The sequence below is a fragment of the Sphingomonas kyeonggiensis genome, assembly GCF_030812785.1.
GTDB classification, from domain to species: domain Bacteria; phylum Pseudomonadota; class Alphaproteobacteria; order Sphingomonadales; family Sphingomonadaceae; genus Sphingomonas; species Sphingomonas kyeonggiensis_B.
The window spans coordinates 946388-959428 of record NZ_JAUSTJ010000001.1 but is presented as its reverse complement, the minus strand read 5'-3'; the positions used below and the strand labels follow the sequence as shown (position 1 = coordinate 959428).

12 protein-coding genes and 1 other RNA gene are annotated in these 13041 nt (G+C 66.4%); 3 read left to right on the top strand and 10 right to left on the bottom strand.

Annotated features, from left to right (window positions below; all coding sequences use genetic code 11):
- From J2W22_RS04775 to J2W22_RS04765, 3 genes are all read right to left on the bottom strand, one after another.
- Positions 1-873, bottom strand: coding sequence for a TPM domain-containing protein (locus tag J2W22_RS04775; RefSeq protein ID WP_307117112.1), 873 nt, complete (start codon positions 871-873; stop codon positions 1-3).
- On the bottom strand, positions 870-1256 hold the full coding sequence (locus J2W22_RS04770; protein WP_307117111.1) for a TPM domain-containing protein: 387 nt from the start codon (positions 1254-1256) through the stop codon (positions 870-872). Before J2W22_RS04770 ends, J2W22_RS04775 begins: the two co-directional genes overlap by 4 nt.
- 107 nt (positions 1257-1363) lie before the next feature.
- The gene (locus tag J2W22_RS04765) at positions 1364-1945 is read right to left on the bottom strand and encodes a LemA family protein (protein ID WP_307117989.1); all 582 of its coding nucleotides are present in this window, start codon (positions 1943-1945) and stop codon (positions 1364-1366) included.
- Positions 1946-2103: 158 nt separating this feature from the next.
- Here J2W22_RS04765 and mscL point away from each other — a divergent pair, with 158 nt between their 5' ends.
- Positions 2104-2535, top strand: a complete 432-nt coding sequence (mscL, locus tag J2W22_RS04760) for a large conductance mechanosensitive channel protein MscL (RefSeq protein ID WP_307117110.1) — start codon at positions 2104-2106, stop codon at positions 2533-2535.
- A gap of 144 nt (positions 2536-2679) precedes the next feature.
- On the opposite strand, the gene J2W22_RS04755 is transcribed toward mscL, so the two are convergent.
- The gene (locus tag J2W22_RS04755; protein WP_183999403.1) at positions 2680-3111 is read right to left on the bottom strand and encodes an RrF2 family transcriptional regulator; all 432 of its coding nucleotides are present in this window, start codon (positions 3109-3111) and stop codon (positions 2680-2682) included.
- Positions 3112-3172: 61 nt separating this feature from the next.
- On the opposite strand from J2W22_RS04755, the gene ssrA reads away from it, so the two are divergent.
- Positions 3173-3515: a transfer-messenger RNA gene (ssrA, locus tag J2W22_RS04750) on the top strand.
- 305 nt (positions 3516-3820) lie between these two features.
- Here ssrA and J2W22_RS04745 read toward each other — a convergent pair.
- Together J2W22_RS04745 and J2W22_RS04740 are read right to left on the bottom strand one after the other, a co-directional pair.
- A complete protein-coding gene (locus J2W22_RS04745; protein WP_307117109.1) occupies positions 3821-4888 on the bottom strand; it encodes an NAD(P)-dependent alcohol dehydrogenase in 1068 nt (355 codons plus the stop codon).
- A gap of 38 nt (positions 4889-4926) precedes the next feature.
- Positions 4927-5916 carry an aldo/keto reductase gene (locus J2W22_RS04740; protein WP_307117108.1) on the bottom strand — a complete coding sequence of 330 codons (990 nt, stop codon included), beginning with the start codon at positions 5914-5916 and terminating at the stop codon, positions 4927-4929.
- Between the two features lie 106 nt (positions 5917-6022).
- Between J2W22_RS04740 and J2W22_RS04735 the strand changes: the two genes are divergently transcribed.
- On the top strand, positions 6023-6919 hold the full coding sequence (locus J2W22_RS04735) for a LysR family transcriptional regulator (RefSeq protein WP_307117107.1): 897 nt from the start codon (positions 6023-6025) through the stop codon (positions 6917-6919).
- On the opposite strand, the gene J2W22_RS04730 is transcribed toward J2W22_RS04735, so the two are convergent.
- The 4 genes from J2W22_RS04730 to pnp form a co-directional block, all read right to left on the bottom strand.
- Entirely contained in the window at positions 6916-7926 is a 1011-nt protein-coding gene (locus J2W22_RS04730) for a sensor histidine kinase (RefSeq protein ID WP_307117106.1), read from the bottom strand. The two genes, J2W22_RS04735 and J2W22_RS04730, sit on opposite strands and share 4 nt — an antisense overlap.
- Before the next feature lie 136 nt (positions 7927-8062).
- Complete coding sequence (locus tag J2W22_RS04725) at positions 8063-9613, bottom strand: outer membrane protein assembly factor BamB family protein (protein ID WP_307117105.1); 1551 nt, start codon at positions 9611-9613, stop codon at positions 8063-8065.
- A gap of 186 nt (positions 9614-9799) precedes the next feature.
- A complete protein-coding gene (locus tag J2W22_RS04720) occupies positions 9800-10381 on the bottom strand; it encodes an outer membrane beta-barrel protein (RefSeq protein WP_307117104.1) in 582 nt (193 codons plus the stop codon).
- A gap of 212 nt (positions 10382-10593) precedes the next feature.
- Positions 10594-12975, bottom strand: coding sequence for a polyribonucleotide nucleotidyltransferase (gene pnp, locus J2W22_RS04715; protein ID WP_307117103.1), 2382 nt, complete (start codon positions 12973-12975; stop codon positions 10594-10596).
- Positions 12976-13041 lie beyond the last annotated feature (66 nt).

Sequence of the window (13041 nt, the reverse complement as noted above, 5' to 3'; positions counted from 1 at the left end):
TCACCAGCTCCCCGAGGCGCCGCCGCCCCCGAACGATCCGCCGCCGCCGGAGAAGCCTCCGCCACCTCCGCCGCCACCACCCCAGTCGCTCCCGCCTCCGCCGCCCCAGCTGCTGCTGCCGCCGCGGCTCGCCTCGCGGCCGATCTCGTTGGCGATCGACCAGAGGATGATCGGCAGCGCGCCGCTGTCGTCGCTGCGATAGCGGCGGTCCCATGGCCCGCGCCGCTTGCGCCGGCCGAACCCGGCGCCGAGCATCGGCAGGATCACGAACAGGAAGATGATGCCCCAGAAGACCAGGCCGATCGGGAAGCCGCCATGGCTCTTCTGGCGCTTCTGGGTCACCTGGGTCTGTTGCTGCTGGGCACGCTGCTCGGCGGCCTCCAGAGGCAATTTCATCTGCTCGGCGATCGCCTGCGCGCCGGCAACGATGCCGCCCGGCATGTCGCCGGCCTTGAAGCGAGGGATGATCTTCTCGTTGATGATCTGGCTGGAGAGCCCGTCGGTCATGATCGGCTCAAGCCCATAGCCGACCTCGATCCGCACCTTGCGCTCCTTGGGCGCGACGATGAGGAGGATGCCGTTATTGGCGTCCTTCTGCCCGATCCCCCAGGCGCGGCCGAGCTGATAGCCGTAATCGGCGATGTCATAACCCTGCAGGTCGGGGATGGTCGCGACGACGAACTGACGGGTCGTCGTCTTGTTGATGTCCTCGGCCAGCGCGGTGATCTCGGCCTTTTGCTGCGGATTGAGCAGCCCCGCCGCATCCACCACGGGCTCGCGATCACGCTTGGGGAAATTGGGCTGCGACTGCGCCTGCGCCGAAAGCGGCATCAGGAGCAGCAGGAAGGCGAGCAGGCTACGCAACACGGTCATTGAGTGATCTCGCGGATGATGGCTTCGCTGCCGGCGGTGATGCCCCCGGGCATGTCGCCGGTCTTGAAGCGCGGCACTATGTCCTTCTCGATGATCGCACCCGTTTCGGCATCGGTGAGCGCCTTGCCAAGCCCGCCACCGACTTCGATGCGGACCTTGCGGTCATCGGGCGCGACGAGCAGGCCGACGCCGTCGTTCACGCCCTTGCGGCCGATACCCCAGCGGTTGAACAGCCTGAGACTGTACGCCTCCACGTTCTCGCCCTCCAGGCTCTTCACCGTCACCACCACGAACTGGTGCTTCGACTGCCGCTCGACCTCGGCCAGCCGCGTCTCGAGCGCGGCCTTGACATCGGCCGGCAGCACGTTCGCGCCGTCGACCACGCGCCCGCCAGCCGCCGGGAACTCATGCCCGGCGGCCCGGTTCTGCTGGGCCGGCGCCGCGGACGAGCAGGCCGCGAGCGCTCCGCAGAGGAGGAGCGCCCTCAGGATCAGTTGCTGTTCCCGAAGCTGACGGTCGGGGCATTCTCCGCGCCCGCCTTGGCCTCGAACGGCGTCATCGGCTTGGCGCCGTAGAAGATCTTGGCGCCGATCGCGTCGGGGAAGGTGCGGATGCGGGTGTTATAGGCCTGGACCGCGGCATTATAGTCGCGGATCGAGATCGCGATGCGGTTCTCGGTGCCTTCGAGCTGGTCCATCAGCGTCTTGAAATTGCCCTGGCTCTGCAGCTGCGGATAGGCTTCCTGCAGGCGCTGCAGCGAGAGCGACAGGCCGTTCTGCGCCTGGTTGAACGCCGACATCTTGGCCGGATCGGTGAGATCGTCGCCGGTGACCTTCACCTGCGTCGCCTGCGCGCGCGCATTGGTCACCTCGGTGAGAATCTTCTCCTCCGAGCCGGCGGCACCCTTCACCGTCGCGACCAGATTCGGGATCAGGTCGGCGCGGCGCTGATAGTTGGTCTGCACATCGGCCCAGCGCGCCTTCGCATTTTCTTCCGCCGTGGGCACGCTGTTGATCCCGCAGCCGGCGAGCATGGCAGCGGCGGCAAGGGCAACAAGAGCACGAAACTTCATCACGTCATGATCCTCCGGATCTGGTTCGAAGTGTCTTATACAATCGCAACACCGGGCTCCGAAAGCGAAATCGGACAGCGCGGCTTTGCGCAGGCGCCGCATCGGTGCATCATGGCGGCGATGCCGCGCCCGGGCGGCAACTGGTGGGAGACCCTGGGATGTTCAAGGAATTCAAGGCGTTCATTTCGCGCGGCAACGTGCTCGACCTGGCCGTGGCGGTGATCATCGGCGCGGCGTTCAGCAAGATCGTCAGCTCGCTCACCGACGATCTGCTGATGCCGCTGATCGGCAAGGTCTTCGGCGGGCTCGATTTCTCGAGCTACTTCATCGCGCTGGGTCCGATCCCCGCCGCGCTGGCCGGATCGACGGACTATGCCGCGCTCAAAAAGGCCGGCGTGCCGCTGTTCGGCTATGGCGCCTTCATCACCGCGGCGGTGAACTTCGTGATCGTCGCCTTCATCATCTTCCTGCTGGTGCGCGCGGTGAACCGCGTGATCCCCAAGGCGGACGAAGCCGCACCTGCCGAGCCGGCCGACGTGACGCTGCTGCGCGAGATCCGCGACGAGCTGAAGAAGAAGAACGCCGCCTGAGACATAAGTGAAGGGAGTCGCGGCAAATCGTTTCACTTTGCCCGCGCCTCCCTTTGCCGGCTGAAAACGCGGCAAAGGGCTGGCGGACGTCATGCGACGACCACGCCAGAGAAAATCCTACATTGCAAGCAGCTTGCCCGGCCCTCAGGCCGCGGCGAGATCCTCGGCGGTGGCATCCGCAAGGCTGGTGCCGTCGAGGATGCGGGCGGTCTCGTCGCGCACCCGCGCCATCGCGTGGCGGATGGCGCAACTCGCCTCGTCCTTGCAGTCGTTGCACGGGCGATAGGCGGTACGGCTGACACAGGGGACCAACGCCAGCGGCCCCTCGATCACCCGGATGATCTCGCCGAGCGAGATGAGGTGCTTGGGCCGCGCCAGGCGATAGCCGCCGGCCTTGCCGCGCGTCGAACTGAGGAAACCGGCTTCGCGCAGGTCGGCGAGGATCAGCTCGAGGAACTTACGAGGCACGTTCGCCTCGGCGGCGATGCGGTTCATCGGCGTGGGCGCGCCTGCCGCTGGCTGGCCGGCCAGGAAAAGCATCGCGCGAAGGGCGTAGCGGGAACGCTGGGTCAACATGGTTCGAAAATGTCCATGCCAAGTGTTTGCGGCACTGTGAAGGCCTTAGCTATCTTCACCTGACCTTTTCATTAATCGATTCCGCCCCTATATGGGTCCTGCCGGCCTCGGTCGGCTATGGGGATAAACGAAGGCGTGCAATAGGCGCAGCGGACCCGGGGGCGGTACCCGGCGGCTCCACCACCAGCTACCTGCTTAAGGCAGTTGTTGACGGGGCCGAACTAGGATCGACGTGTGTTGAAAAGCGCTATCTATCTCTCAGCGTGGGCCACTGTGACGGTCCATTACACAAGTGCCAACGATAACGAAGCACTCGCTATTGCGGCGTAACCCCAAGGCCTAACGGCTTAAGGTTACTCTAAAATGCGCGGTTGGACCCCACCGGGCAACAGAAGGGGAATCCAGCGGTACGGGGAGCACCGGGCAACAGAAGCTCCCCACTTCCCCTTCTACTTAAGCGGTATCCCGCAAGGGCGAACCCGGAGCGGCGATCCCCCGAATGTCGCGGGCAGCCGCGATGCGCTTTTCTGCCGGCATGGACCGGCAAGCCCGTAAAGTGACCGCACTCATCGCCTTCGGGATGATCGCCTCGACGATGGTCGCCGAAGGTGCGCGGCCGCCGCGGCTTCCCCGCAGGGAAGCCACGGCGCCGGTGGCCGGCAGCCGGCGGCGACGCGCCGGCCCCGGGGGAGGACGCCGCCTGGCGCCCTCAGCCTTCCTGCTTCAGTGACGCCATGTCGATGACGAAGCGGTACTTCACGTCGCTCTTCACCATCCGGTCATAAGCCGTCTCGATCTCGTCCATGCGGATCATCTCGATGTCCGCGGTGATGCCGTGCGTGTTGCAGAAATCGAGCATCTCCTGCGTCTCGGCGATGCCGCCGATCAGCGAGCCGGCGATCGAGCGGCGCTTGAACACCAGGTTCGCGACGTTGGGCGAGGGATGGGCATGCTCGGGCACGCCGACCAGGGTGAGCGTGCCGTCGCGCTTGAGCAGGCCGGTCAGCGCATCGAGGTCATGGCTCGCCGCCACGGTATCGAGGATGAAGTCGAAGCTGTTGGCGTGCGCCGCCATCTGATCGGCATCGCGCGAGACGATCACTTCGTGCGCGCCGAGCTTCTTCGCGTCCTCGATCTTGGAAGGCGAGGTGGTGAAGGCGACGACATGCGCGCCCATCGCCGCGGCGATCTTGATGCCCATATGGCCCAGGCCGCCGATGCCGACCACACCGACCTTCTTGCCCGGGCCCGCATTCCAGTGGCGCAGCGGCGAATAGGTGGTGATGCCGGCGCAGAGCAGGGGCGCGACCGCCGCCAGGTCCTTCTCGTCATGGCCGACCTTCAGGACGAAGCTCTCCTTGACGACGATATGGTCCGAATAGCCGCCAAAGGTGTGGCCGCCGAGCACCGTGTCCGGGCCGTTATAGGTGCCGACCAGGCCGGTGGTCTCGCAATATTGCTCCTCGCCGGCGTCGCAGGACGGGCAATGGCCGCAGCTGTCGACCATGCAGCCGACGCCGACCAGGTCGCCCACCGCGAACCTGGTGACGTCACCGCCCACCGCGGTGACACGGCCGACGATCTCGTGGCCGGGGACGCAGGGGAAGAGCGTGCCGTCCCATTCGCTGCGCGCGGTGTGCAGGTCCGAATGGCAGACGCCGCAGAACAGGATGTCGATCGAGACGTCGTCGGGCAGCAGGTCGCGGCGCTCGAAGGTGAAGGGGGCGAGCGGGGTCGTGGCCGACTGGGCGGCATAGGCCTTGGCTTGGGTGGTCATGTTGGTCCCTGTTTGCTTGGAAGGTTGGGAAGGGAAGGTCAGCGGCCGACGGTGGACATCAGCTGCTCGGGATAGCGCTCGCCCTCGACATCGATCTCGGCGAGCGCGGCGGCGATGCCGGCGAGGTCCTCGGGGGTGAGTATGAGGTCCGCCGCACCGAGATTCTCCTCCAGCCGGTGGAGCTTGGTGGTCCCGGGGATCGGCACGATCCAGGGCTTCTGGGCGAGGATCCAGGCAAGCGCGACCTGGGCCGGCGTGCCCTGCTTGTCCGCGGCGATGCGCTTGAGCAGGTCGACCAGCGCCTGGTTCTTCGCCATCGCCTCGGGCGTGAAGCGCGGCAGCTTGCTGCGGAAGTCCCCCGCCGCAAAGCCGGTATCCTGGCTCATCGCGCCGGTGAGGAAGCCGCGCCCGAGCGGGCTGTAGGGCACCAGGCCGATGCCCAGCTCCTCGCAGACCTCAAAGATGCCGTTGGTCTCGACGCCGCGCGTCCACAGCGAATATTCGTTCTGGATCGCCGTGACCGGCTGGACGGCATGGGCGCGGCGCGCGGTATCGGCGCTCGGCTCGGACAGGCCGAAATGCTTGACCTTGCCCTCCGCGATCAGCGCGCGCACCGTGCCGGCGACCTCCTCGATCGGCACGTCGGGGTCGACGCGGTGCTGGTAGAACAGATCGATCTGCTCGATGCCGAGCCGCTGGAGCGAGGCGTGGGCGACCGCGCGGATATGCTCGGGCCGGCTGTTCAGCCCTGGTTGCTGGACGCCGTCCAGGATGTTGAAGCCGAACTTGGTGGCGATCACCACCTGGTCACGCACCGGGCGCAGCGCCGCGCCGACCAGGCCTTCATTGGTGAAGGGGCCATAGACTTCGGCGGTGTCGAAAAAGGTAACCCCGCGCTCGACCGCGGCGCGGAGCAGGGCATTGGCCTCGTCCGGGCTCAGCTTGCTGCCATAGGCGAAGTCCAGGCCCATGCAGCCATAGCCGATGGCCGAGACTTCCAGCCCGCTGCCGAGAATGCGCTTCTGCATATCTGTCTTCCTGAGATGGGAATGCCCCGTGCGCAGAAGAGATAGGCCGGATCCGACGCCCGATTAGGGGCTGTAATCTGAACGCGTTTGTGAGTAACTTTCAGCAATGAACCGACAGGATCTGGCGGACCTCTCCGCCTTTGTCGCGGTGGCGCGCGAGAAGAGCTTCACCCGGGCAGCGGCGCGGCTGGGCATCACCCCCTCGGCACTCAGCCATTGCATGCGCGCGCTGGAGGAGCGGCTGGGCGTCCGCCTGCTCAACCGCACCACGCGCAGCGTCACCCCCACCGAGGCGGGCGAGCGGATGCTGCGCTCGGTCGCCTTCCATCTCGACGAGATCGAGACCCACGTCGCCGCGCTCAACGACCTGCGCGAGCGCCCGGCAGGCAATATCCGCATCACCGCCGACGAATATTCGCTCCGCACGGTGCTGTGGCCCCGGCTGCGCGGCGTGCTGGCCGAGCATCCCGACATCAAGGTGGAGATCGAGGCCGATTACCGGCTGACCGACATCGTCGCCGAGAAGTTCGACGCCGGCGTGCGGCTGGGCGAGAGCATCGACAAGGACATGATCGCGGTGCCGATCGGCCCGCCGGTGCGGATGCTGGCAGTGGCGACACCTGACTATTTCGCCCGGCGCGGCCGCCCGCGCGTGCCGCAGGACCTGGCCGAGCATTGCTGCATCAACCTGCGCCTGCCCACCTATGGCGGCCTCTATGCCTGGGAGTTCGAGCGGAACGGCCGGGCGCAGCGGGTGCGGGTCGACGGGCAGCTGACCTTCAACACCATCTACCAGTGCCGCGACGCCGCGCTCGACGGGTTCGGCATCGCCTATCTGATGGTCGACCTGATCCGCGCGCAGCTGGAGGACGGCACGCTCGAGGCTGTGCTCGAGGAATGGTCGCCGCCCTTCGAGGGCTATCACCTCTTCTATCCCAGCCGCCGCCAGCCGACCCCGGCCTTTGCGGCGATCGTCGAGGCGCTGCGCTACCGCGCGCCCTAGCCGTCCGGCGCGGTCAGCCGGGCGAGCGCGCCGCCAGGCAGTGCCTCCATCTCGAAGCGGCCACCGAGCTGGCCCGCCAGCGTCGCGGCGATGTGCAGCCCCAGGCTGGCATGGCGGGTGATGTCGAACGCCTCGCGCAGTCCCTGCCCGTCATCCTCGATCTCGATGACGAAGCCGGCTTCCAGCTTCACGCAGCGGATCGCGACGCGGCCGTCCTCGCGTTCGGCAAAGCCATGCTCGATAGCATTGGCCACGGCCTCGGCGACGATCAGTGCTACCGGCACCGCCGCATCGGGCGCGAGCTGGAGCGCGTCGCGGTCCTCGATCGCCACTTCGACCGGCTTGCCATTGGCCTCGATCACATTCTCGATCAGCGGCGCGAGCAGCGCGCGCATGTCCCGCGCCCGGCCATCGGAGCGGTAGAGCTGGCGGCTGATCCGCCCGATCGTCCCGATCCGCCGCACCGCCTCGTCGAGCGCGGCCTGGGCTTCGGGATCCTCGACATGGCGCTTCTGCAACGCGAGCAGCCCGGCGGCGACCTGGAGGTTGTTCGACACGCGGTGCTGCAGCTCGTGGAACAGCAGCGTGCGCGTCTCGGCCAGCTTGTGGTTGCGTTCGCGCTGCTCGACCAGGCTGGCGGTCGCCGTCTGCATCCAGTGGAAGAGCAGCAGGATCAGCGCGTCGGCGGTGACGTAGAGCAGCAGCGAAGGCGCCATGCCGGGCACGGGCGCATCGAACGGATCGCGGATGAAGAGCACCCAGCCCAGGATCCCGCCCAGCACCGCGGCGAGCAGCCCCGGCCGCGCGCCGAACAGGAAGGCGATGACGATCACCGCGGGGAAGAAGGTCGCATAGGGCAGGCCGGGCGGCAGGAAGGGCCCAATCGCGAGCCGGAGCAGCAGCGCCACGCCGGTGATCGCCAGCGTCAGGCCAAGCTGCAGCCATGGCCGGTCCCGCAGGATCGGCAGGCTTTCCAGCCACCGCACATCGCCATGGGCCCGTGTCATCGCCCCAACCCCCGCACCTCTCCAGATAGCACAGCCCCGGTCCCGACACGATAATCGGTGTTAAACCCCGTGGCTATCGGCCAGCTGTCCCGACGGTGCGCAGGGAAAAGGGGACAGGTATCCCGCCCCCTTCGCCTTACCGCAGCGAATAGCTGGTGATGGTCGGCTTGGTCGAGTCGACTGGCGTGACGATCAGGCGACCGCCTGCTGCGATGGCGAGCGCGCCCGGCGTCGGCGCGGACCAGGCCGTCGCATGCGCGCCGGTGAGCGAGACCGCATAGACCCTTGCCGTGGTCGAGAAGAAGACGAGATTGTCGGTCACGATGATGTTGCCCTGGAACTGCTCGCCCACGGGCAGCGGCCAGGACCAGCGGACCTTGCCGTCATCCTCGCCGATCGCGTCGAGCTGGCCCTGGGCGTTGCTCGCGGCGAACAGCAGCCCCTTCGCCAGCGCGGGCGCGATGCTGTAGCTCGCAGCCGTGCGCCACGCGACCTTGCCGCCTTCGACATCATAGTTCACCAGCGGGAAGGAGACCGGATAGGTGCCCATGCCACTGCCCGAATAGGCGATGGCATTCTTGTTCGAGCCGAGGATCGGGCCGCCGGCATAGCTATAGCCGTTCCAGACCCAGAAGGGATCGGCGATGCTCTTGACCAGACTGCCGTCCGATCGGCGGAAGACGTCGAGGCTGCCCGAATAATAATAGACATACTGGCTGTCGGCAGCGGTCACCGCGCCGTCCCAGACCCTTCCGGACACGCCGTTCGCCGTCCAGCGCGAAGCGCCGCTGTCGAGGTCATAGCCATAGACCACGTTCCCGTAATAGCCCGAGGCGAGATAGAGCTCCCGCCCGATCGCCGTCGGCTGGGCAAAGGTCGACCATTGCGCTGCGAACAGCGAATTGCGGACGAACTGGCCATTTGTGTCGAGCGTGACGATACGGTTGCTGCCCGAGGACGAGATCATCGAGACGATCTGCAGCTGGTCGCCGGTCACCGTCGGCCCGCCCGCGCTGTAGACCGGACCGATATCATAGGCCCAGCGCTGCGTACCCGTCCCGCCGTCCAGCGCATAGACGCTGGTGTTCACCGCCCTGCGTGTGACGAACACGGTGTCGCCCCTGGTCGCCACCGGGCTGAACGTGCCGGTATCGGTGAAGGTCTTGTCCCACAGCTTGGCGATCCTGGCCGGATCGAAGCTGGCATGGACATAGGCAGTGTGCGCCGCGTTGCGCTGGAACATCTCCCAGTCGAGCAGCTTCACGTCCAGCGTGTAGCGGAAGGTCTGGGTCGAGCCGGGATAGACCTCCGTACAGGCCGTGTCGCGGCAGAGGCGGAAGGTGACGTCGCCCGAGCGCGGCTCGGCGCCGAGATCGGCCAGGCTCTGGAGCGAGACGGTATAGCTCTTGCCCGACTGCACGGTGCTGCCGGTCTGGGCAAGCACCATGCCGTCGAAGCTCAGCTGGGGATAGATCGCCGCGTCGGTGCTGCCGCTATAGGTAGCGACGAAGGAGAAGCTCGCCCGGCTGTCGGTCTCGCTGGCAGCCTGGCTCTGCGCGGTGCGGTCGAGCGTGACGCTCAGCGTCGGCAGCGGCGGCGGTCCCGAGACGCTGCCCCCGCTGGAATCGGCCCCTCCCGAACAGGCGGCGAGCAGCAACAGTCCGCCGAATCCCATCGACTTGCGCATAGAACCCCCTTTTTGCCCGCGCCGTTTCCCCACTGCGGGCACGACACGCCACTGACATGCTTAACAAGCCCGGACAAGCCACTGACAAACGGGGAAGAAGCGCCGAAATGGTGCCATCGCCCGAGCCCTTCCGGAAAAGGGGCGCCCGTCGCCGGACGCCCCCTCGCATTCAATCGAGCCGGTCGATCAGAAGCGGATGCCGATGCCACCCGCGACCTGACGGCGCTGCAGGTTGATGGCGTAGAACTTGCCGTAATCGGCATAGCTGGCGTCGAGGAAGGCATAGGCCTTCTTCCCGAGGCCGAACTCGAAGCCGATCGAGCCCTGCACGCCGCCCTTGCTCTCCGATTCCGACTGGCCACCCAGGGTGCCCTTGATCGTCATGCTCGCATAGCCGGCCTTTACATAGACCAGCGACTTGGCACCGACGACCACGCCCAGGCGGCCGCCGACGCTGAGGTTGCCGGTCTCTTCGAGGCAGATGCCGCCGTCGCACAGCGAGACGCTCGAGAATTCGTAATTGGCATAGGGGCCGACCACGACGTTCTTGCCCGCGCGCACATCGACGCCGATCTCGCCGCCATAGGAAACGGCGCTGCCGATCTTCCAGATGCCGCCGCTGCCGTCGCTGACCGTCGGCGTCTCATAGCCGAGACGTGCCTCGACGCGCGGGCCGGCAAAGTCATGCGCGGGCGCCTCGTCCTGCGCGAAAGCCGAAATCGGCGCGAGCAGAAGCGTGGCAGCCGCAGCCGCGAAAAACTTGTTCATGAAGTCCCCCTTTAAGTTCCTAGCCAACGCAAGAACTGATCGCCCCTCTCCTTTGAAAGCAGGCGATTTTCGTCGGATAGAAATGCGCAACTCGCCGGTCCAGTGAATTTTTCATGCATCTGTACCAGGATGAATTTTCGTCTTGCCCCGAAATGAAAAAGGGGCCCGGTTTCCCGAGCCCCTTCATCATTTCGCAGATTTACTGCTGGCGATCAGTCGTCGCTGCCGGTGAGGAACGCCGGCAGGCCGATGTCCTCGCCGCCCTCGTCCTTCGACTCCGAGCGCTCGCGGCGCGGGCCACGGTCGCCGCTGCGCGGGCCGCGATCGCCGCCTTCGCCGCGCGGACCACGATCGCCGCGGTCACCGCCCTCGCGGCGCGGACCACGGTCACGGTCGCCGCCACGGCCGCCGTCGCGACGACGGTCGCCACGGTCACCGCGCGGGCCACGATCGCCACCCTCGCGCGGCTCGCGGGCCGGGCGGGTGTCTTCGAGTTCGGCACCGGTCTCCTGGTCGACGACGCGCATCGACAGGCGGACCTTGCCGCGCGGATCGATCTCGAGGACCTTGACCTTGACTTCCTGGCCTTCGCTCAGGACGTCCGAGACCTTCTCGACGCGCTCGTTCTTGATCTCCGAGACGTGGACGAGACCGTCCTTGCCGCCCATGAAGTTCACGAAGGCACCGAAATCGACGAGGTTGACGACTTTGCCGGTGTAGATCTTGCCGACTTCGGCTTCCTCGACGATGCCGAGGATCCAGTTCTTGGCGGCTTCGATCTGGGTCAGGTCCGACGAGCTGATCTTGATCACGCCCTCGTCGTCGATGTCGACCTTGGCGCCGGTGGTGGCGACGATCTCGCGGATCACCTTGCCGCCGGTGCCGATGACGTCACGGATCTTCGACTTGTCGATCGTGATCGTCTCGATGCGCGGTGCATGCGCCGACAGTTCGCTGCGGGTGGCCGACAGCGCCTTGTTCATCTCGCCGAGGATGTGCGCACGGCCTTCCTTGGCCTGGTTCAGCGCCGCCTCGAAGATCTCCTTGGTGATGCCGGCGATCTTGATGTCCATCTGCATCGTGGTGATGCCTTCGGACGTGCCCGCCACCTTGAAGTCCATGTCGCCGAGGTGATCTTCGTCACCCAGGATGTCCGACAGGATCGCGAAGTCCTTGCCTTCGAGGATCAGGCCCATGGCGATGCCCGAGACCGGACGCTTGATCGGCACGCCGGCGTCCATCATCGCGAGGCTGCCGCCGCAGACCGACGCCATCGACGACGAGCCGTTCGACTCGGTGATGTCGCTGGTCAGGCGGATCGTGTAGGGGAAGTCCTCCTTCGACGGCAGCACCGGGTGCAGCGCGCGCCATGCCAGCTTGCCGTGACCGACTTCGCGGCGGCCCGGCGCACCGAAGCGGCCGACTTCGCCGACCGAATAGGGCGGGAAGTTATAGTGCAGCATGAAGTTCTGGTACGACAGGCCACCCAGGCCGTCGATCATCTGCTCGGCGTCCTTGGTGCCGAGCGTCGCGGTCGCGATCGTCTGGGTCTCGCCGCGGGTGAACAGAGCCGAGCCGTGCGCACGCGGAAGGAAGTGCGTCTCCGCCTCGATCGGGCGGATCTGCGTGGTGGTGCGGCCGTCGATGCGCTTGCCGTCCTTGAGGATGGCAGTGCGGACGATCTCGGCTTCCAGCTTCTTGGTCAGCTTGATGCCGGCCATGACTTCCTGCGGGGTCAGGCCGTCGGCGGCGAACTGCGCCTTCGCCTTCGCGCGCGCTTCGTTGAGCGCGTTCGAGCGGGCCGACTTGTCGGTCAGCTTGTAGGCGGCGGTGATGTCCTTGCCGATCAGCTTCTTGATCGAGGCTTTGAGCTTGGCGTTGTCGTCCGACGACGCGACTTCCCACGGATCCTTGGCAGCCTGCTCGGCGAGCTTGACGATCGCCTTGACGACTTCGCGGCAGGCGTCGTGCGCGAACAGCACGGCGCCGAGCATGATCTCTTCCGAAAGCTCCTTGGCTTCCGATTCGACCATCATCACCGCGTCATAGGTAGCGGCGACGACGAGATCGAGCTCGCCCTCGGCAACCTGGGCATCGGTCGGGTTCAGGACATACTCGCCATTGACATAGCCGACGCGGGCCGCGCCGATCGGGCCCATGAAGGGCACGCCCGAGATGGTGAGCGCGGCCGAGGCGGCGACCATCGAGAGGATGTCGGGCTCGTTCTCGCCGTCATAGCTCAGCACCTGAGCGATGGCGTTGATCTCGTTGTAGAAGCCTTCCGGGAACAGCGGGCGGATCGGGCGGTCGATGAGACGCGAGACCAGGGTCTCCTTCTCAGTCGCGCCACGCTCACGCTTGAAGAAGCCGCCGGGGATGCGGCCGGCAGCGCTGAACTTTTCCTGATAGTGGACGGTCAGCGGGAAGAAGTCCTGGCCTTCCTTCACGCTCTTCGCGGCCGTCACGGCGCAGAGCACCACGGTCTCGCCGAGGGTCGCGATCACCGCGCCGTCGGCCTGGCGGGCAACCTTGCCCGTTTCGAGAGTCAGCGTCTTGCCGCCCCACTCGATCGATACAGTCTTCTTGTCGAACATTGTTTTTCCTTCACACCCGCTGCCCGATGCAGCGGGGGCCTATGGAGAGAGCCGTACGTGGCTCGT

Excerpts from the sequence above, each read along its gene's own strand:
- J2W22_RS04775 (WP_307117112.1), bottom strand. The coding sequence starts at position 873 with ATGACCGTGTTGCGTAGCCTGCTCGCCTTCCTGCTGCTCCTGATGCCG.
- J2W22_RS04765 (WP_307117989.1), bottom strand. The coding sequence starts at position 1,945 with ATGAAGTTTCGTGCTCTTGTTGCCCTTGCCGCCGCTGCCATGCTCGCC.
- mscL (WP_307117110.1), top strand. The coding sequence starts at position 2,104 with ATGTTCAAGGAATTCAAGGCGTTCATTTCGCGCGGCAACGTGCTCGAC.
- J2W22_RS04755 (WP_183999403.1), bottom strand. The coding sequence starts at position 3,111 with ATGTTGACCCAGCGTTCCCGCTACGCCCTTCGCGCGATGCTTTTCCTG.
- J2W22_RS04745 (WP_307117109.1), bottom strand. The coding sequence starts at position 4,888 with ATGACCACCCAAGCCAAGGCCTATGCCGCCCAGTCGGCCACGACCCCG.
- J2W22_RS04740 (WP_307117108.1), bottom strand. The coding sequence starts at position 5,916 with ATGCAGAAGCGCATTCTCGGCAGCGGGCTGGAAGTCTCGGCCATCGGC.
- J2W22_RS04735 (WP_307117107.1), top strand. The coding sequence starts at position 6,023 with ATGAACCGACAGGATCTGGCGGACCTCTCCGCCTTTGTCGCGGTGGCG.
- J2W22_RS04730 (WP_307117106.1), bottom strand. The coding sequence starts at position 7,926 with ATGACACGGGCCCATGGCGATGTGCGGTGGCTGGAAAGCCTGCCGATC.
- J2W22_RS04725 (WP_307117105.1), bottom strand. The coding sequence starts at position 9,613 with ATGCGCAAGTCGATGGGATTCGGCGGACTGTTGCTGCTCGCCGCCTGT.
- J2W22_RS04720 (WP_307117104.1), bottom strand. The coding sequence starts at position 10,381 with ATGAACAAGTTTTTCGCGGCTGCGGCTGCCACGCTTCTGCTCGCGCCG.
- pnp (WP_307117103.1), bottom strand. The coding sequence starts at position 12,975 with ATGTTCGACAAGAAGACTGTATCGATCGAGTGGGGCGGCAAGACGCTG.